This window comes from Haladaptatus marinus, from assembly GCF_051194195.1.
This window is the reverse complement of sequence record NZ_JBLZNK010000010.1, coordinates 46720-65571: the sequence shown is the minus strand read 5'-3', so window position 1 is coordinate 65571 and position 18852 is coordinate 46720. Positions and strand designations below refer to the sequence as shown.

15 protein-coding genes are annotated in these 18852 nt (G+C 58.3%); 8 read left to right on the top strand and 7 right to left on the bottom strand.

All coding sequences use genetic code 11. From position 1 onward, the window contains the following. Positions 1 to 34: 34 nt before the first annotated feature. Positions 35 to 1873 (bottom strand): ABC transporter substrate-binding protein, encoded by a 1839-nt coding sequence (locus ACN2TU_RS26415; protein ID WP_435159776.1) that lies wholly within the window; start codon positions 1871 to 1873, stop codon positions 35 to 37. Between the two features lie 377 nt (positions 1874 to 2250). On the opposite strand from ACN2TU_RS26415, the gene ACN2TU_RS26410 reads away from it, so the two are divergent. From ACN2TU_RS26410 to glmM, 3 genes are all read left to right on the top strand, one after another. Continuing rightward, positions 2251 to 3669: an arylsulfotransferase family protein gene (locus ACN2TU_RS26410; protein WP_435159775.1), complete on the top strand. Its 1419-nt coding sequence runs from the start codon at positions 2251 to 2253 to the stop codon at positions 3667 to 3669. A 49-nt stretch (positions 3670 to 3718) separates the two neighbouring features. After that, the gene (locus ACN2TU_RS26405) at positions 3719 to 5356 is read left to right on the top strand and encodes an ArnT family glycosyltransferase (RefSeq protein ID WP_435159774.1); all 1638 of its coding nucleotides are present in this window, start codon (positions 3719 to 3721) and stop codon (positions 5354 to 5356) included. Between the two features lie 151 nt (positions 5357 to 5507). Beyond that, positions 5508 to 6821 (top strand): phosphoglucosamine mutase, encoded by a 1314-nt coding sequence (glmM, locus tag ACN2TU_RS26400; protein ID WP_435159773.1) that lies wholly within the window; start codon positions 5508 to 5510, stop codon positions 6819 to 6821. Between the two features lie 287 nt (positions 6822 to 7108). Here glmM and ACN2TU_RS26395 read toward each other — a convergent pair whose 3' ends face one another. Then, positions 7109 to 7792, bottom strand: a complete 684-nt coding sequence (locus ACN2TU_RS26395; protein WP_435159772.1) for a hypothetical protein — start codon at positions 7790 to 7792, stop codon at positions 7109 to 7111. After that, complete coding sequence (locus tag ACN2TU_RS26390; RefSeq protein WP_435159771.1) at positions 7773 to 8090, bottom strand: hypothetical protein; 318 nt, start codon at positions 8088 to 8090, stop codon at positions 7773 to 7775. The genes ACN2TU_RS26395 and ACN2TU_RS26390 overlap by 20 nt, the downstream gene beginning before the upstream one ends. A 143-nt stretch (positions 8091 to 8233) precedes the next feature. Between ACN2TU_RS26390 and ACN2TU_RS26385 the strand changes: the two genes are divergently transcribed. After that, complete coding sequence (locus ACN2TU_RS26385) at positions 8234 to 8416, top strand: hypothetical protein (RefSeq protein ID WP_435159770.1); 183 nt, start codon at positions 8234 to 8236, stop codon at positions 8414 to 8416. A gap of 51 nt (positions 8417 to 8467) precedes the next feature. Here the strand turns inward: ACN2TU_RS26385 and glmS are convergent, their stop codons facing one another. The 4 genes from glmS to ACN2TU_RS26365 all read right to left on the bottom strand — a co-directional run bounded on the left by glmS (position 8468) and on the right by ACN2TU_RS26365 (position 12919). Continuing rightward, a complete protein-coding gene (gene glmS, locus ACN2TU_RS26380) occupies positions 8468 to 10282 on the bottom strand; it encodes a glutamine--fructose-6-phosphate transaminase (isomerizing) (RefSeq protein ID WP_435159769.1) in 1815 nt (604 codons plus the stop codon). Continuing rightward, on the bottom strand, positions 10283 to 10405 hold the full coding sequence (locus ACN2TU_RS26375) for a hypothetical protein (protein ID WP_435159768.1): 123 nt from the start codon (positions 10403 to 10405) through the stop codon (positions 10283 to 10285). Between the two features lie 245 nt (positions 10406 to 10650). After that, the gene (locus ACN2TU_RS26370) at positions 10651 to 12024 is read right to left on the bottom strand and encodes a helix-turn-helix transcriptional regulator (protein ID WP_435159767.1); all 1374 of its coding nucleotides are present in this window, start codon (positions 12022 to 12024) and stop codon (positions 10651 to 10653) included. 322 nt (positions 12025 to 12346) lie between these two features. Next, positions 12347 to 12919, bottom strand: a complete 573-nt coding sequence (locus tag ACN2TU_RS26365) for a DUF7344 domain-containing protein (protein ID WP_435159766.1) — start codon at positions 12917 to 12919, stop codon at positions 12347 to 12349. 495 nt (positions 12920 to 13414) lie between these two features. On the opposite strand from ACN2TU_RS26365, the gene ACN2TU_RS26360 reads away from it, so the two are divergent. From ACN2TU_RS26360 to ACN2TU_RS26345, 4 genes are read left to right on the top strand one after another with little or no spacing between them, the layout of a single operon-like run. Next, positions 13415 to 14785: a nucleotide sugar dehydrogenase gene (locus tag ACN2TU_RS26360; RefSeq protein ID WP_435159765.1), complete on the top strand. Its 1371-nt coding sequence runs from the start codon at positions 13415 to 13417 to the stop codon at positions 14783 to 14785. A 1-nt stretch (position 14786) separates the two neighbouring features. Continuing rightward, the gene (locus ACN2TU_RS26355) at positions 14787 to 15743 is read left to right on the top strand and encodes a glycosyltransferase family 2 protein (protein WP_435159764.1); all 957 of its coding nucleotides are present in this window, start codon (positions 14787 to 14789) and stop codon (positions 15741 to 15743) included. Then, positions 15740 to 16801 carry a DUF354 domain-containing protein gene (locus ACN2TU_RS26350; RefSeq protein WP_435159763.1) on the top strand — a complete coding sequence of 354 codons (1062 nt, stop codon included), beginning with the start codon at positions 15740 to 15742 and terminating at the stop codon, positions 16799 to 16801. The genes ACN2TU_RS26355 and ACN2TU_RS26350 overlap by 4 nt, the downstream gene beginning before the upstream one ends. 42 nt (positions 16802 to 16843) lie before the next feature. Continuing rightward, positions 16844 to 18829, top strand: coding sequence for a hypothetical protein (locus ACN2TU_RS26345; RefSeq protein WP_435159762.1), 1986 nt, complete (start codon positions 16844 to 16846; stop codon positions 18827 to 18829). Positions 18830 to 18852 lie beyond the last annotated feature (23 nt).

Sequence of the window (18852 nt, the reverse complement as noted above, 5' to 3'; positions counted from 1 at the left end):
CCCGTCTCTTCTGGTTGCATCGCTCGGTGGCTACTCATTGTCGGAGCAGCTCCCCGTCGTTCGTGTATCGAAATCCCGCTTTCTTGAACGTAGCTTTCGCTTTCGCGACATCGAGATCTCCGTTCGTTCCCAGGAAGGGTAGTTCGGGGTCGGTTCCCGACCAGCGAAGGTCTTCTACGAGCGAATCGTGGCGAGCCAATGGACTGGCCGCTGGTTCCGCGTAGCCACCGAACACGTCGTCGACGAGAAACGCTTTGTCCAGCAGTTGTGCTACTGCCCGGCGGAACCGGACGTTGCTGAACGGTGCCTTTCGAGCATTGAACCCGACGTGGTACATCGACGATGATTCATCGACGCGTAACTGGACGCTTCCGGAACGTCCGATATCGCGAACGTCGTTCGCCGACACGCCGGTCGCTGTCGCGTCCGCTTCGTCGTTTAGAACGAGTTCCGTCGCTGCCGCTCCCGAGGGGACGACCACGAATCGAAGTCGTTCGAAGTCGGGCTTTCCCGCGTATCGCTCGATATATTTCGGCTCCGATTCTGGGTCGTCGTCGGCGTCCAGCGTCTCTTGGTTGGTGGTAATACGCTGAAGGAAATAATTGTCAAACCGCTTTAACGTCAGCGATTCCCTGGTTTCTGCGTTTCCGAACTGTAGCGGGCCGCTTCCAACCGGTTGCATGTTATCCCAGACCAGAGCTTTCGTGGTGGGCGAGTCAGTTTTGAACACGATTTCCGCTTGTTTCCGTTTTCGTTTCCAGATGTGTTTCGGCAGGACTGGCACCGCAAATGCCTTTATTGCAACCTCCTGGCTGACCGTGCCGAACCGAATGCGAACCGTCCGTTCGTCAACGACCGTTGTCGATTCGACTAACGTAGCAGCATCGCGGAACCGTGGCGACGGGACTGAGCTTTCGAGTGCACCCAGCGCGGTGTCGTTGAGGAATCTGTACGTGAACGCCACGTCCGTTGCCGTGAGTGCGCCCCCGTCGTGCCACCAGAGGTCGTCTCGAAGCTGGATTTCTGCAACCGGATTCCCGTTCGAAGACCGCCACTGCCACGACTGAGCGAGCCACGGATGAACTGCTCCCTCTATCCAACGGCCGACGGGGTCGTACAGCAGGTCGAGTATCGTTCCATCGCTCCGGAACTCGGCGGAGAGGGGGTTGAGATTTTCCGTGGGACGCGAGTCCTGTATCGTCACTCGCAGCGTGTTTTCGCCGTCCTGCGACTGCACCGAGAGATATCCGAGCGCAGAGTGAAGATGTTCGATTTCCTCCCATCCGCTGAAGGTGTTCGTCCGGGTTGCTCGAATCTCGTCCGGGAATGCGACGACGGCAAACGGCTGGTTGCGGGCGATCGCGTGCTGAAGTTCCCCGAGCGTCTTCCTTCGTTTGCGGCCGCTTTGTCGTCGCTGGGCTTCCAGTAGTTCATCCATGTCCAGGTTGGCATAGCCGAACGGATTTTGCCATCCTGCTTCCGCATCGAACCGCGAGTGTAACAGCGTTCTGAGTGCATCCGGGTCATCGAAGCCGGGGTGGCACGCGACGTAACAGTCGAACGAATGTTCGAGGAGAATATCACGGAGCAGTTCGGTGCGTTCCATCGGTACAACCTGCGCTGCGATACCCACTTCGTCCAGGCGCTTCGCCAGAAATCGCGCGATGCGAATCGCCTGCGGATCGGCATCTGCCGGGAGCGTCTTTATTGAAAGCGCGACTTGCGTCGCTTGGTCGCGGCTAACCAACGACTGGGCTTCTTCGATACAGCCGCTCCCCAACGTCATCCCGAGGGCGGCGAGTAGCTCTCGCCGTCCCGTTTTTGGGGCTGTCTCGGGGTCGCTGATGGGAGTGGAATCCTGCTTCGGTGACATACTGATTGGTCGGACTCGTCACGCCGACGGCGAGTGCGTCCGAGACGACCTCGGTACGGAGAGTGTGATATTCGCGCGAAACGATACGGAAGTTGCTACCTGCGGTGAGGTATGCGCGACGTTTTATTATACAGAACTTAATGGCACTCCACTTTCGTACTGAGAATGTTGTTTGTAAACTGTTCACTTGGTAGCGAGACTGCCGCAAAATTAAGTATATTGTGTTGTATTTTTCGATATGTGTACCGACGATTACCGTTTCACGGCGCTTTTGCCGCGTCAGGACGTTATTATATTGTTCATAGAACGTTCAAACGGTGTCTGAACGGCTTAGCGACGCGATAATAAAAAGTAGCTACGTATACTCTATGGTAAAGATGTCCGCCCGGAAGCTGATCCGCCTTGCCTTCGCTTCACTCGTCGTCCTTTCAGTTCTTGCCTTGGCGAATGGAGCCGCAAGCTCGTCAGTTGGGCACACCGACGAGCAGATTCGCCAGACGAATATCTCGTCTGGTGACGGCAAGCAGGTTGCACCGAAGATAAACGGTATCACAGTCATTGCGACCGACTCGAACACATGGATGGGAAAAGCGGGTGACGGTCCCCGTGCCCGTGCCGAACTGGTCGCCTTCAACCCGAACGGTACGGTTCTCTATTACAATGATTCGCACACGCGCTACTGGGATGTTGACCCGGTGAATGGAACCAGTGCGACGGTAGAGTACCTCTATGCCGACCATCTGAACAAATCGGAATGTGGTTCCGAGGTGTGTACTCGCAACGGAATCGAGCGTATCAACCTCTCTACGGAGGACGTGACTCGCATTTACAGTCGCGTCACGCCTGGCAAACACTCTACCCGATGGCACGACGGCGACCGAATCAACGAATCGACGTACGCGGTCGCCGACATCGCACAAGACCGCGTTTTCGTCGTCAACACGACGACGGGACTGTTGGAGTGGTCGTGGGAGGCCCAGAACGACTTCGAACCGACGACCAGCGGTGGCCCGTATCCGGAGGACTGGACGCACATCAACGACGTGGAGGTTCTCGAAGACGGTCGGTTGATGGTCAGCATGCGGAACCACGACCAGGTCGCCTTCCTCGACCGCGAAACGGGTTTCGTGAAGAACTGGACGCTCGGTACCGACAACGCACGTGGTATCATCTACGAGCAGCACAACCCCGATTACATCCCCGAATCACAGGGCGGTCCTGCCGTTCTCATCGGCGACTCCGAGAACAACCGCGTCATCGAGTACCAGCGCGAAAACGGCGAATGGAATCGAACGTGGAAGTGGCAGGATTCCCAGATGCAGTGGCCTCGTGATGCAGACCGCCTGCCGAACGGTCACACGCTCATCACGGACTCGAACGGCAACCGCGTCTTCGAGGTAGACCGACAGGGTGAAATCGTCTGGTCGATCGATATCGCGTTTCCGTACGAGGCAGAGCGCCTCGAAACTGGTGACGAGAGTGCGGGTGGTCGGAGTGCGAAGGCGCTTGGGCTCGGATCGAAGTCCGCGAAAAAAGATGGTGCGGTCGATAATGGTAAGCAAAACGGCCAGAAAGAAAGTATAGCTGGAACCATCTGGATACAGATAAAGGAACTCGTCCCGGGACGGTATATGAACGCGTTCATGTACGTTCTGCCGGCGTGGATGGGTCCGTCCGAAGTGTTCGCTCTCCTCGCGCTCAGTTTGGGAACGCTTGCATGGACGGTTACAGAATGGCGCTGGTCGTCACGGTCGATGTCCATCCCGTGGACGGTTCACGTCGAGCGAAAACAATGACCATGTTCGGACGAACCATCGCCCGAACGTTGAGGATGGGTGAAGTCTGATGTCACACGGTGTCAACGAACGACAAAATTGGAGTCTCGCATCGAAACTGGCCGAACTGGCCAGCGACGAACGCGCGTGGCTCGCAACCGCGATAGGAACCGGACTGCTCGTTCATTTCGTCTACCTCACGACGCATCCGTATCCTGCGTATGGGGCTGGTTTGTACCTCCAGATAGCGGAGGAAATCAGCGCTCACGGTTACGGATTACCGGAGCGTATTCCGTTGTATACGCAAGCCGGCATTCCATTCGGCTATCCGCCGCTCATGTACTACGTTTCGGCGGTGTTGATGGACGTGACGGGTGTCGGCCCGATTACGCTCAGCCGACTGTTACCGGGATTCGTGACGGTGCTGTACCTCATCCCGTTCTACTACCTCGCGCGCGGGGTGTTGGAATCGACGCCACGGGCGGGCTTTGCTACGCTCGTCCTCGCAGTGACGCCGCCCGCGCTTCAGTGGCATCTGTCTGCCGGCGGTGTCGTGCGTGCTCCGGCGTTCTTGTTTGCGCTGACTGGCGCGTACACCGGTTTGCGACTGTTCAAAACCGGCGAATGGAAGTGGATCGTCCCCTCGACGGTTCTGTTTGGAATGACGATTCTCACCCATCCGGTGTACACCGTCTTCTTCGGAACGACGTATCTCGTGATGTTCGCCTGCTTCAGCCGAACGCCTCGCGGTATCGTCCACGGTGCCATCGTCGCTGGGGGTGGCATCCTGCTGGCGTCGCCGTGGTGGCTTCAGATCGTTGCCACGCACGGTTCTAGCATCTTCACTGCCGCTTCCGGAACCCACACCGGTCTCGGTGGCGGCCTCGGCCGTCTGCTCAGCCAGTTCGTCTATCCGCTCGACCCGGCCGTTCCGGTGGTTTTCTTCCTCGGGTCGTTCGCTGGTGCGGCGTACCTCCTCAAACAGCGGCGTCTGTTCCTCCCACTGTGGCTAGTGGCCGCCGCGTTCATGCTCGGCAAAGTTCGGTTCCAGTTCCCCGCCGGGGCGATGATGATTTCAATCCTCGTCTTCGAAGTCGTCGTTCCGCGCGTCCGGAACCTGTCGTCGAAGACGCGCTACTCCCGTTCGGCACCGCTCGTCGTGGTCATGGTTATTACGCTGATCGTGTCGAGCGTCGGCGTCTCATTCGCGGCGAGCGGTCTCAACTCCCATCACGACAGCACCACGCAACCGGCGTTCATGGACGACGACGACATGGTCGCGATGGAGTGGGCACAGGAAAACACCGCCTCGGACTCCGAGTTTGTCGTCCTCGGCGATGCGGCCGAGTGGTTCCCGCTCATGACTGACCGGGCAATTCTCGTCGGCCCGTGGGGTGTCGAGTGGGAGGGACACAAGAACTATCGCCACCATCTCGGCTTGTACAAGCGAATGTCGCGCTGTCCGGGGAAAGCCTGTCTGACGAAGAAGATGATTTCGAACGACGTGAACCCCGATTACATCTACGTCCCGAAGGGCCACTACACGGTGCGGGGTATCGACGAGTACCAGAAACCGTGGATGCGCGGTCATCTCGTGGACTCCGACCGCTACAAACTCGTCTACGAGAACGAGGGCGCGATGGTGTACCGGGTCCAAGAACCGATGGAACCGGTGGAAATCCCCGAGGACGGGCCACAACCGGTGTAACTACTCTACGGCCTTCGCACTGAACTCGTTTCGGCGATCCGTTACACGGGTATCGTCACGGCCGTCATGTATGCCGCTTCTCGCGGAATCGAGCGTGCGTAATTTTCACACGAAAGGAACCCTTTTGCCCACTCCGGATGACGTACGACCAATGTTCGGTACCAGCGGAATCCGCGGACCTGTCGGTGAAGTCGTCACGGGTGAACTCGCGCTGGCGGTCGGCCGTGCTCTCGCCTCGACGGGTGCAGAGCGCGTCGTCGTCGGACGCGACCCACGTGATAGCGGGCGATTTCTCTCGGATGCACTCTCGGCCGGTCTACGCGAATGTGGCACCGATGTCGTGGACATCGGCCTCGCTGCGACGCCAACCGTCGCCCGGAGTGTCGAGTGGCAGGACGCCGACGCCGGTGTCTCGATTACTGCCTCGCACAACCCTTCGACGGACAACGGCATCAAACTCTGGAACCCGTCGGGGCAGGCGTTCGACGCCGACCAACGAGAGGAAATCACCCGCCGTATCGAGGAACAGGACTTCGACCTCGCCGGCTGGGACGAAACTGGGGAGCAAACGCGATGGAATGGGGCACACGACCGGCACGTCGAAACCCTCGTTGAAGCGGTCGAACCGGCCGACCTCTCCGTCGTCGTGGACGTTGGAAACGGCGCGGGGGGCGTCACTGCCGACGCACTTTACGAACTCGGCTGTGACGTGGAGACGCTGAACGGGCAACCTGACGGTCGGTTTCCGGCACGCCCGAGCGAACCAACCGCGGAAAACTGCCAGTCGCTCTGCGACCACGTCGTCGCAACCGACGCAGACCTCGGCATCGCCCACGACGGCGACGCAGACCGCATGATGGCGGTGGACGAGAACGGCGATTTCATCTCCGGCGACGTTTTGCTGACGCTGTTCGCTCGCCAGCGGGCGGGCGAGGGTGAAACGATTGCCACGCCAGTGGACACGAGTCTCATCGTCGAAGACGTGCTCGCCGAGCAGGGTGCCGACGTGGTTCGGACCCAGGTCGGCGACGTGTACGTCGCCGAGCGCGCGACCGAACCGGGCGTCGTCTTCGGCGGCGAGCAGTCCGGTGCGTGGATATGGCCCGACCAGACGCTTTGTCCGGACGGGTCGCTCGCGGCCTGCCGACTCGCGGAACTCGTCGCACAAAAGGGGCCACTGTCGGAAATCGTGGCGGACGTCGGCGAGTATCCCATTCGGCGGAAGAACATCGAAGTCGAGGACAAAGTCGGGTTGATGGCCGCCCTGTCGGAATCGGTGACCGACCGCTACGACGACGCCAACACTATCGATGGCGTCCGTGTCTCACTGGGCGAAGGCTGGTTCCTGATTCGCGCCAGCGGAACCGAGCCGCTGGTTCGAATCGCGGCCGAAGCCCGCGACCCTGCGGCGGCGGACGACGTATTCGAGACGGCCAATGCGTTCGTCGCCGACCACATGGACTAGCTGACCAAATACGTCGATTTTCGCGTTTTGCGCCGCTATCCCGACCGTTTTCCCTCGTCTATCTCGAAACCGAAACACCGGTTTCAGCGTGGATATCTGTCGATACTGGCCGCTCAGTAGCTCCAGGTACGCGACTTCGGAAGGAAGTGGATGACAGTTGGTACCCGTCGGCGACTGCCACGGCGACGACGGGACATTTATTGCTATGCGTCACAGATAGTAATAATTTTCGGCTCGGGGAAAATCCGGACTTTCAGCCGATTTCACATATGAATATTTATATATTTTTATTCGTCACTTTCCACGACGATTTCGACGTGGTCGCCATCCTTGAGGTAGTAGCCACTCGGAGCGACCTCGTTTCCGTTGACCGTTACGGAGACGCCGTCATCGTCGGTGTACGTCTGATCTTCGTAGGTGACGCTGTTTTCGGACACCGAAATTCCATCGAGCGTGGACATCGCGTACTCCAGCGTGATGCTGTAGGAGTGGGCGTGCCACGGGTCGGCGTGGCCCCCTTCGAAGTGGAAGTACCGACTGTGGCTTGCCGTCTGGTACTTCGATTTGCTGAAATCAATCTCGTGGCCGTTCACCACGAAATCGATGTTACCGTGGATGTGTGAGTAGTCATGGTCGATGTGGTCACCCGGAGTGTCGCGGTTCATCTCTGCGGTTTCGACCGTGGCCCAGACCTCATCACCGTCTTTGAGCGTGTATTCTGTCGGATTCACCGGTTCGCCGTTGACACGGTAGTAGAGTCCCGTTCCGTCGGTGCTCTCTTCGTACGTCGTCCCGTCGTAGGTCAGCGTTTCCGCGGTTGCCTCGACGCCGACAGTCGAGAGAGCCTGTGCAAGGGTCACATCACCACCGCTGTGATGCCAGACCTTGTGTTTGCTCCCGTCGAACCAGAAACCGTCCGACTGCGACCCGCCGTCCATGTCCAGTGCGGTGTCACCGACGACGACAGTCATCTCGCCCGTCGCGGCATATTCGTTCGATTCGTCGCTCGACTCGTTTCCGTTGTCGTGGTCGTGGCTGTCGTGGTTGTGACCGCCGCTCGTTGTTTCGGTCGTCGCTTGGGTCGTCTCCACAGCCGTCCCCCTGCGTCGATGTCGTGGTTACGTCACCGCCGACAGCATCCGTTGTCGTACTGTCCGCTGTTGTCGTGTCGCCCGCACCGCCGAACGCGGAGCATCCGGGAGCGATGACGAGCATGAGCACGAGGAGGGTCACGCTGACGTGCCGTTTGTTCGGAACTGTTGTTCTCATTTCGACGTATCAGAACCGTCGCATCCATTTTATAATCTTTATGATATGTGCCTATTATGTATTCTATAATGAGTTATCATACCCGAAACGATTGCGGATTTAGCCCCCAGATAATAAAATCCGCTCTGGACCACCGGCAGACGATGACTGGTCTCGATTGGAGCACCCGATATCTTAGTCTCGGTGCCGCGAGCACTGCCGGAACGGTCGCGATGTGGCATCTCGACAGCACGCATGTTCTCTCCATCGCCCTTCTCACTGCCGTGGGGTTCGCGACGCTCGCGCTGTTTCACGCGCGTCATCTTCGAAAATACTCTCTCCCGTAAAAACACACCCGGCGACCACCCATGCCGGTTATTCGACAGTCACGGTCTCGCTTATTCGACCGTCACGCTTTTCGCCAGATTCCGTGGCTTGTCGATGGGCCGTCCGAGGTTTCGGGCGGCGTGATAGGACACCAACTGCAGTTGGACGTTTGCCAGTAGTCCCGACCACACGGGATGCGTGTCGGGGATTTCGAGGAACGAATCCGCGATATCCGCTGACGGGTGGTTTGCGTTCGCCACTGCGACGATGGGTGCACCGCGGGCCTGTGCCTCTTCCGCGTTTTGAAGCGTCTTCTGGTCGTTCTCACCGTTGAACAGTGCAAATATCGGCGTATCTGGCGTTACGAGCGCCAGCGGACCGTGTTTCAGTTCGCCGGAAGCGAACCCTTCTGCGTGTTCGTAGGTGATCTCTTTGAACTTCAGTGCGCCTTCCTTCGCGACGGCGTTGTTCAGCCCTCTGCCGATGAAGAAGAACGACTGGCTTCCGGTGTATCGGCTGGCGATTCGTTTCGCCTCCGTGGACTCGAGCACCTTCTCGACGTTCTGCGGCAGCGCTTCCAGCTCACGGAGGAGTTCTCCTTTGTCCTCCGGCGGGGTTGCGGTCTCGATGTCCTCCGCGAGACGGATAGCGAGCATGGAGAGTGTCACTGCCTGCGAAGAGAATGTCTTCGTCGCGGCGACACCGATTTCCGGTCCGGCCCGAATGAACAGTGCGTCGTCGACTTCGCGGGCCGCCGTCGAACCCATTACGTTCGTTACCGTAACGGCGCGAGCGCCCCGCGATTTGGCTTGTCTGAGCGCGCCGAGCGTGTCCGCCGTCTCACCGCTCTGCGTGACGGCGATAACGAGCGTGTTCTCCGACACTGGGCCGGGATTGGAATCGACGTACTCGCTGGCGCGGAACGCCTGTGCTCGAATTCCTGCTCGGTTGAGCAGTTGTTGGCCGTAGAGGGCGGCGTGGTACGAAGTTCCACAGGCGACGAAGTGAACGTCGTCGATACCACTGAACGTCCCCGCTGGGAAGTCTTCGAGGTTGATTTCGCCGTCCTGCACGCGACCTTCGATGGTGTTGGCGAGGGCGTTCGGTTGGGTGTTGATCTCCTTGAGCATGTAATGCTCGTAGCCACCCTTTCCGGCGTCTTCGGGGTCCCAGTCGATGTGCTCGACGTCGCGGTTGATCATGTTTCCATCGAGGTCAGTCATCGTGACGCCGTTCGGTTCGAGGATGGCGACATCGCCATCTTCGAAGTATACCACTCTGTCGGTGTGGTCAAGGAAGGCTGGCACGTCGCTCGCGAGGTAGTACTCGTCGTTATCCAGACCGAGGATGAGCGGCGAACCTTGCCGCGCCGCGTAGATAGAGTGGACGCCATCCACCATCGCGGCGACTGCATAGCTTCCTTCCAGTTCGCGGATGGTCTTTCGGAACGCGTCCTCGATAGTGGCCTCTTCTTCGAGATGGTGTTCGAAGAGGTGTGGAATAACCTCGGTGTCGGTATCACTCGTAAACTCGTGGCCCTTCGATTCGAGCCATTCCTTGAGTTCGACGTAGTTCTCGATGATACCGTTGTGAACGACGGCGACGTTCTCGGTCTCACTCGTGTGGGGATGCGCGTTCTCGTCGGTCGGTGGGCCGTGGGTGCTCCAGCGAGTGTGACCGATGCCGACGTTCCCCTTTGGAACGTTCCCGACGATGGTGTCTTTCAGCTCCGAAATCTGGCCGGAGCGCTTGTAGACCGAGATTCCGGAGCCATTCTGCACTGCGACTCCGGCCGAGTCGTAGCCTCGGTACTCCAAGTTTTCGAGTCCCGTGACGAGTTTCGTGATAGCATCACCGTCGCCGATACGGGCGATGATTCCACACATCTACGTCTCCTCCGTTTGAACTGCGGACTGCTCGTACTGTGCCTTTGGGACGGTTCGCCTCGCTGCGAAGCGAGCCGTTCCGGAACGAGCCGTCGCACGTTCGTTGACAGTTGGGTGGTTCATATGGGTGTGTCCTATAGCCACGCCGCCTCGATTGCCGAGACGACGGCTGGCTCTTATCACCGACATTTCACCCTAACCCCATTACTATAGACTGATTAAGGGGGGAGCTTAGCAGGGCTGTAAACCAAATGCGTGACCTCTCAGCACTGTTTCATTGTGTTTAAATGTATTTCAAGCATCAAAAAGACGATTCGGTGTCGCACTGAATTTAAGAAAAACCGGATCTCTACCTGTTTCTATTCTTTTCATTCCGACGAACTGCCCATATTTCCGGGTTCTTGTCCATAGAGGATAACGATGTTCTTTCGACCGATGTTTATTTTGCTGACTTGCTGTTTGTCTTCCATTTTGGAGAGTAGTCGACTCACTTTCGACTTCGACCACCCGGTTTTTTGGATGATTTCGCCCTGTGGAAGTCGGCCGCCGTTCTCGCGCAGCAGTTCGAGGACGCGGTCTGCATCGGTCACCACCTCATTGGTTTGTGTCAATTTCGGCTTCTGCTCCTGTCGGTCGGTGCTGTCGAGCAGTTCCGATACCCAGTTCGTCCCGTTGCGCTGGAACAGCACTGCACCGCCGATGAGCAGACTTAGCAGGACGATATACAACCCACCCGCGATGACCGGACTCTTCGGATTCGTCCCGAACTGGTGTTCAAACCCGTCGTCGAGACCGTCATCGTCGGTGTCGCTGTCGTGTGGGTTCGTTCCGACTTCGATTTCTTTCGCGTCGTTCAAACCGTCACCGTCTGTATCCGCTTTCGTTGGGTCGGTTTCGTGTTCTTTTTCCTCTCCATCGTCGAGTCCGTCCCCATCGGTATCGGATTCCGTCGGGTCGGTTTTCGCGCCGAGTTCGTCGGCGTCGTTGATGCCGTCACCGTCGGTGTCGTTGTTGGTCGGGTCAGTTTTCGGGTCGCCGTTTAACTCTGCAACGTCGGTTAGGCCGTCGTCGTCAGTATCCACGGCGCTCGCATTCGTTCTGAGTTCTTGTTCCCTTCCATCGTCCAATCCGTCGGCGTCCGTGTCTGGTCGGTTCGGATTCGTCCCTGCGTTTCTCTCCTCGGCATCCCGGAGTCCGTCGGCGTCGGTGTCGGGGTTCGTGGCGTTCGTCTCGTAATCCACGACTTCAGCGCGGTCTTTGAGCCCGTCCTTGTCAGTGTCCTCACTGGTGACGTTCGTTCCGAGTTCGACTTCCTCTTGATTCGTCAGCTGGTCTCCGTCTTCGTCCCCCGATTTTACCATCGCATAGACGGGAACCGACTTCTCTGAGAGAACCGAACCGCCGTTTTCGACGCTAATGATGGCGGTTTGCTGTCCGTTCACGTTTTGCGGTACGCCACCGAAACTGAAATTGACACGTTGTACCGTGTTTGGCGAGAGCGATACGTCTCGACATGCGACCGTGTTCGTCGTGTTGTTGCTGGGTGCTTTGAAGTTCGTGCAGACCTCGTGGTCACCCGAGCGGTTTCCAGCATAGATGATCACGCTCAAGCTATGTGATTCTGACTGCCAGAGATACGTGACGTTCTCGCCAGTCTCAACGACGCCTGCTCCCTCGTACGTGACGTTTTGAATGACGAGTTGGTTACCCGACGGTGGCGTGGCCACAACCGCGGGCGTCACGGTGGCGAACAGAAGTAAGCACGTGCATACTATTACTGCTATCCTGTTTGTCATGTTCTTTTCGAGGTCGGACTGCCGGTTTTAGAGAGTGAACCGTCCTGTGTTTGGTATCTCAGTGACGAGTATTTTTCCTTTGGGGTTGAATTTCTATTGTATATATCTTTTGGATTTAAACAGGATTGACCGCGATGACTGCGACGAATCAGTTCATCAACTGCACAGATACCCGATATACAACCAATGTTATATTATTGATGCTATGGGATTAGTTGGGAACTAAGACAGTATTCAGTGCCATTTATCAACCCGCTATGCAGCAGAATTACGCGAATCGTTGACCAACAGTCAGTGTCCAAAACATTCCGAGAATGAGGATGCCGAGGGCGCTCTGCGGCACGAGCGCGAAAGGAGCGACGCCCAGGGTCGTTCCTGCAAGAATGGTCGCACCGACACCTGATGCGCCGAGGTAGTATCGCTCCCAGCGGGTCGCTTCGTCTTCGTTTTTGTCTTCCTCGTCAACACTCGACTGCGCCGGTTCGAGGTAGCTGTACAGTGTTTCCGTGTACGAAGTCTTCCGAACCGTCCCGCGACTCTGGTCGTATTCGATAACTCCTTCCTCGTCGAGTTTCGGCAGGTGGGACTGATAGAGTGGAATGTACACGCGCTGGCGCTCGCTGGAGGACAGGGCTTGTACTGTAGTGTTGTTTTCCCACGCGGCGACCTGTTCGGCAATATCGCGCATCGACACTTTCTCGTCCGCATCGTGTAGATATCGCAGGACGTTGCGTCGTCGTTCGTTTTGAAGGAGATGATAAATCTGATCTTCGCTCAAATCTACGGTCGTCTCCGTGGTCGTCTGGGATTGTTCCCCTACCTGTTGTGTCGTCGTGCTCATGTTTTGTGAGTTACGGGGATGGATAATAAAGCAGGAACCTCCTCCCGGATGTTGCAACCAATTTCCCGTATTGTTCTTCCCAGTTTTCTCACCTTTCGTACCGTTGTGCCGAGTTCAACTCTCCGCAGTATGGTGATTTTCCACCCGCATGTATTTTCATACTATATAGAATGTGTACTCCTACCGCTGTTGACAGACACCCGAATACTGTGTAACGACTGTGTCACGTGCGCGTAATAGATATGTTAGATTTCTCCCCATTAGTACGTAGCTCCCGCGTGTGGTTATTTACCACGAAAAAACCCGGCAAAACACGGGTTTTCGGGTGCGAAGGGCTTAGCCACTGTATAATAAAGCCTACAGGGTTTCATGGACTGAAGTGAGGCTCGCGTCCGACCGGACGAAGAGGGCTACACACCTCCGAACACCCTGCTACCGGTCGCTTCGGTGCCGCCAGAACGGCACCGAAGAGCGAACGACGGAGGACCATCACCCATGAACTCGACGATAGGAGACATCGACAGCCAGCCGGAGTATGCCGGAACTGAGGAAAGCGACGTGAAAGACAGTCGAGACGCGACGATTTGTGTTGTCGGTCTTGGTTACGTTGGACTCCCGTTGGCGGTCGGATTCGACCAGGAAGGGTACAACGTCGTCGGCTTCGACATCGACGATGGAAAAGTCGAAACCCTTCGAAGTGGCACCGACACGACGGGCGACCTCGGCGATGACACCATCGCCGGAAGCGAAATCGCGTACACGACCGACCCCGCGGAAATCACCAACGCGGACTACGTGATGATTACGGTTCCGACGCCCGTCGACCAGAACCAGCAACCCAACCTCGACTTCGTCGAGAGCGCCGGGCGAACCGTGGGCGAACACATTTCGCCGGGAACGACGGTCGTCCTCGAATCGACCGTCTACCCGGGTGCGACCCGCGAAGTGCTCGTCCCCGCACTCGAAGCGGCGTCCGGATTGACCTGCGGCGAGGACTTCTACGTCGGCTACTCACCCGAGCGCGCGACGCCGGGCGACCCGGAACACGGACTACGCGACGTGGTCAAAGTCGTCGGCGGCATGAACGACGAGGTTCGCGACGATATCGCAGACCTGTACGAGACGGTCATCGACGCGGGCGTTCACAAGGCCGCGTCGATGGAAGTCGCGGAGGCGAGTAAAGTCGTCGAGAACGTTCAGCGTGACCTGAACATCGCCCTCGTGAACGAGCTGGCGATGGCCTTCGACGGCATGGATATGGACATCGACACGCGCGCGGTGCTCGAAGCCTCGGGCACGAAGTGGAACTTCCACAACTACCGTCCCGGCCTCGTTGGCGGTCACTGCATCCCTGTTGACCCGTACTTCTTCATCCACCGCTCCAAGCAGTCGGGCTACGCACCGAACCTCATCGAACAGAGCCGGAACGTGAACGAGGCGATGCCCGCGCACGTCTCCAACATGATGATAAAGGAACTGAACCGTGCGGGCAAGACGCTCCGCGACAGTCGCGTCCTCGTCCTCGGGCTGACGTACAAGCCAGATGTGGCCGACATCCGCACCTCGAAAGTGGACGGTATCATCCGACAGCTCCACGAGTACGACATCGAGACGATCGGCTACGACCCACACGGGGACAACGACCTGATGCGCGACCAGTTCGACATCTCGGTGCAGGAGGACGAGGAGTTCTCCTTCGAGGGCTTCGACGGCATCATCCTCGCCACGCCCCATCACGAGTTCTACGACCTCGACTTGGAGGCGATTGCGAGCCAGATGAATGAGAGCCCAGCCTTCATCGACGTAACCGGCGCGTTCGACGGTGACAAGGTTTCTTCAGCCGGATTTTCGTATCGGAGGGTGTAGGATGTACGAGGGGCACACGATAGGCGTCGTCGTGCCCGCGTACAACGAAGAAGGGTTCGTCGGCGATGTCCTCGATTCGCTTCCCGACTTCGTAGACCGCGTCTACGCTATAGACGACGCCTCGACCGACGATACATGGGACGAGATTCGCACGCACGCCGCAGTCGAGCGTGCGCCGCGCGCTGGCGTGAGTGACGACACCGACGGCCGGGTCGTCGCTATTCGCCACGAACAGAACCGTGGTGCCGGCGGCGCGATCAAAACCGGCTATCTGGCCGCCCGCGATGACGAAATCGACGTGACGGTCACCATCGATGCAGACGGGCAGATGAACCCTGGGATGATGACGCGCTTCCTCGACCCCATCGTGGCTGGTGAGGCCGATTACACGAAGGGTAACCGACTGTCGAATCCGGACTTTCGAAGCGCGATGCCGCGCTTTCGCCTGCTCGGTAACTGGTTGCTGACCGGGCTGACGAGAGTCGCTAGCGGCTACTGGGACGTAACCGACCCACAGAACGGCTACACCGCCATCTCGCTATCAGCACTGGAAGGCATCGACCTCGAAGGGATGTACGAGTATTACGGCTACTGCAACGACATCCTCGTGAAGCTGAACGTGGCGGGAATGCGGGTCGCAGACGTGGATATGCCCGCGACCTACGGCGAGGAAGAAAGTAGCATCGAGTACGGCGACTACATCCCGAAAGTGTCGCTCATGCTGCTTGGCAACTTCCTTTGGCGACTCGGGTCGCGCTATCGCGCCCACCCACTGGGAATCGCCTACGTGCTCGGTATCCTCGGCGCGCTGGCTGGCGTCGTTCACGGACTCCGAGCGGTCGGCTCCGCCCTCACTGGGTCGGAGAGCGACGACGCACGGAAGTCGCTCACATCACTCACGCTGGGTTTCGTCGGCATCATCGCCGGTATCGTCCTCGACAGGAGGGAAAACCGATGAGATTTTTCGTTACAATTCAGCATCCAGCCCACGTTCACTTCTTCCGCAATACGATTGCGGAACTGGCGGACGATGGCCACGACGTGCACGTCTTCGCTCGTGAAAAGGAGATGGCTGTGGAACTGCTCCAGCGATACGATATCGCACATGAAGTGCTGGCTGGCACCGCGTCCGGACTCTCGCAGTTGGCGCGGGTGCAGGCGACCTACGAGGCACGCCTGCTTCGCAGAGCAGTACAGCTGAAGCCGGACGTAATAACCGCAATCGGCGGCGTCGCGGCGGCACACGTCGCAAAAGTCGTCGGCGCGCGGAGCGTCGTCTTCTACGACACAGAGCATGCGAAACTCATCCAAAACCTCGCGTTCCCGTTCGCTGACTCCGTCTACACGCCCGACTGCTACAAGCGAAGCATCGGGCCGAAGCAGGTACGCTACCCCGGCTATCACGAACTCGCGTATCTGCACCCCGAACGGTTCACACCCGACCCAACCGTCGTTTCCGACCTCGGACTCGACCCCGATGACACGTTCGTCGTCCTCAGACTCATCGAATGGGGCGCGTCCCACGACGTTGGGCAGGGCGGATTCGGCGATGTGCGTGACGTCGTTGAGCAACTCGAGGATGCTGGCGCGGAGGTGCTCATCACCTCCGAACGCTCGCTTCCATCGGAACTCGAATCGCGACGGGCGACAGTCGAACCGCATCGAATGCACGACCTGCTTTCGTACGCCGACCTTTTCGTCGGCGAAGGCGCGACGATGGCTGCCGAGAGCGCCGTCCTTGGCACGCCGGCTATCTACGTCAACACGCTCACGATGGGCTATACGGACGAACTTGACGAGCGGTACGGTCTGCTGTTCAACTATCAAGGCGAGGATCGTCACGCGCTGGCGCTCGACAAAGCGGTCTCGATTCTCGAAGGCGACGAGGATTGGGAGAACCGTCGCGAACGACTGCTGACCGACAAAGTCGACACGACCGATGTAATTTTGCGCGCGGTTACGGGCCGTCCCCGACAAGCGAGCGGACAGGCCCGCAAATCTGGTGCGGAGGTTTAACTAGTATGACGGAATCACGACTCGATAGACGGAGGCGATAGTATGTTTGGACGAGTGTCTGGGTGGCTCCAACAACGACGGTTCGACGTGGATGCCGCGATTATCGGCTTCGTAATCGCGCTGGGACTGTTCCCACTGCGATTTTTCGCCTCCCAGATCTACATTCAGACGATTCCAATCGTCCTCGGACTGGGATGTGGTCTCTATCTCCTCGCGGTTCGGAACGACCACGAGGAGATGGATATGTTCCCGGCCTTTTCGCGGCCGGTGGCGCAGTTACTTCCAAGTATCGTCTTCGTGACGACAGCCGCGATGGTCGCCGTCGCACTGTATTCAGGAGAGCGCTCTCTGCTCTTTCACGCCCTTTCTGGTGTCGCAGGGACGTTCATTTTCCTTCAAATTCTGTTCACCGACGACGACGACTTCCTCCCGAGCCTCCTGCTCACGCAGATACTTGTCCTCGCGTTCGTCATTCGATTCATGGCGGTGTATACCACGCCGTCGTACATCGGTATCGACATCTGGACGCACATGACGCAGTTGGCGCAAGGCGTGCTCAACGAACACTCGTTGGCTGCGATGGACGGGAACAAACACATCGCAGCACCGCTGTACCATCTGCTGGTCGCATCCTCGTCGATGCTGTACGACGTGTCGCTTCGGAACGCGCTGTATCTCTCCGTCGGCGTGGCGATGCCGATGGTAATCCTGTTTGTCTACGGAGCGACGAAACTGTTGATTCCAGTGCGCTGGGCGGTTTTCGCGGCGATGCTGTACTCGATCGGCGACTACGTTATCGAGTGGGGTATCCACGTCATCCCGACGAGTCACGGCCTGCTGTTTTTCCTCGCCATCCTGTACGCACTCCTGCGTATCATGCGGTTGGAGTACAACGCGCGGGACTTCGGTCTCCTCGTGTTCCTCTCCGTGGCCATCATCCTGACACACCAGGTTTCGACGTTCATTATGCTCGTCGTCCTGTTTTCGGGACTGGCCGCGCAGTTCGCCTTGCGACTCAACCTCTTCCGGTCGTCGACGGCACGGAGACCGGGGGTCTACCGCAAGATAGAACCGGTCAACCTTGCGGGACTGTTGGCGTTCGACATCGGCCTCATCACGTTCATGTGGTCGTTCACCCCGTACAACGGGGACTCGTTCCTCGAAACCGTGTTGTCGTACCTCGGGGAGACCTTGCGGTCGAGTGCTGGAATCTTGGAACTCGCCAGCAACAACGCCGCAGGCATCCCGCTCCCGTCGCCGACGTTCACGGAGAAAGTGGCGACGTACATCGACACGATGGGATTCCTCGTGTTGTTCGGGCTCACTATCGTCGGCTGTTTGTACGTCCTGCGGCGCAAGCGCATCTCGCATTCGGTGTTCACCCTGTTGTTCGCCACCGTCGTAATGACCGGATTCACGCTCGGACTGCCGCTGTTCGGTATCCGTAACTTCATCCCGCAACGGTGGTTCGCGTTCCTCTACGCGCCGATGGCCATCCTTGCCGCGATGGGCGTGGCCTACCTCGTCCACAACCTCAACCGGAACGTCGTGGTTGCCGCCTTGCTCGTCGTCGCGCTCATCTATCCGAGCGTGATGGTGATGTCCAGCCACGGAACGCTCGACAGTCCCGTGTTCCCACAAGAACAGGAGCGACTGACCTACACCAATCAGGAGGTGGCAGCCGTCAACACCATCTCGACGATGACCGGGTCGCCGGACTCCTCGAACATCCTTCCGCGACAGGTGCTTCGAACCGACCACCCGTATCAGACGGTGTTCAGCAGAACCGGGGCGTATCCGGCGGACGCGTTCAACATCTCGGTCAACGATGGGCCGACAGACCACCCGATTACCGTCTACCGCACCTACCAGACCACTGGTGCGCCGCAGTACCGCCTCGTTAACGAGACGGAAAATGCGAGCGTCCCCGTCCGCCGAACCGTCCCGAGAAAACAGGTCTGTCGTCCCGATCAGAGCGTGCTCTACACGAACGGTGACGTGACGATGTGTGCCAACCAATCGATATAAACTCTTTTCTCTTGTCAATCGGA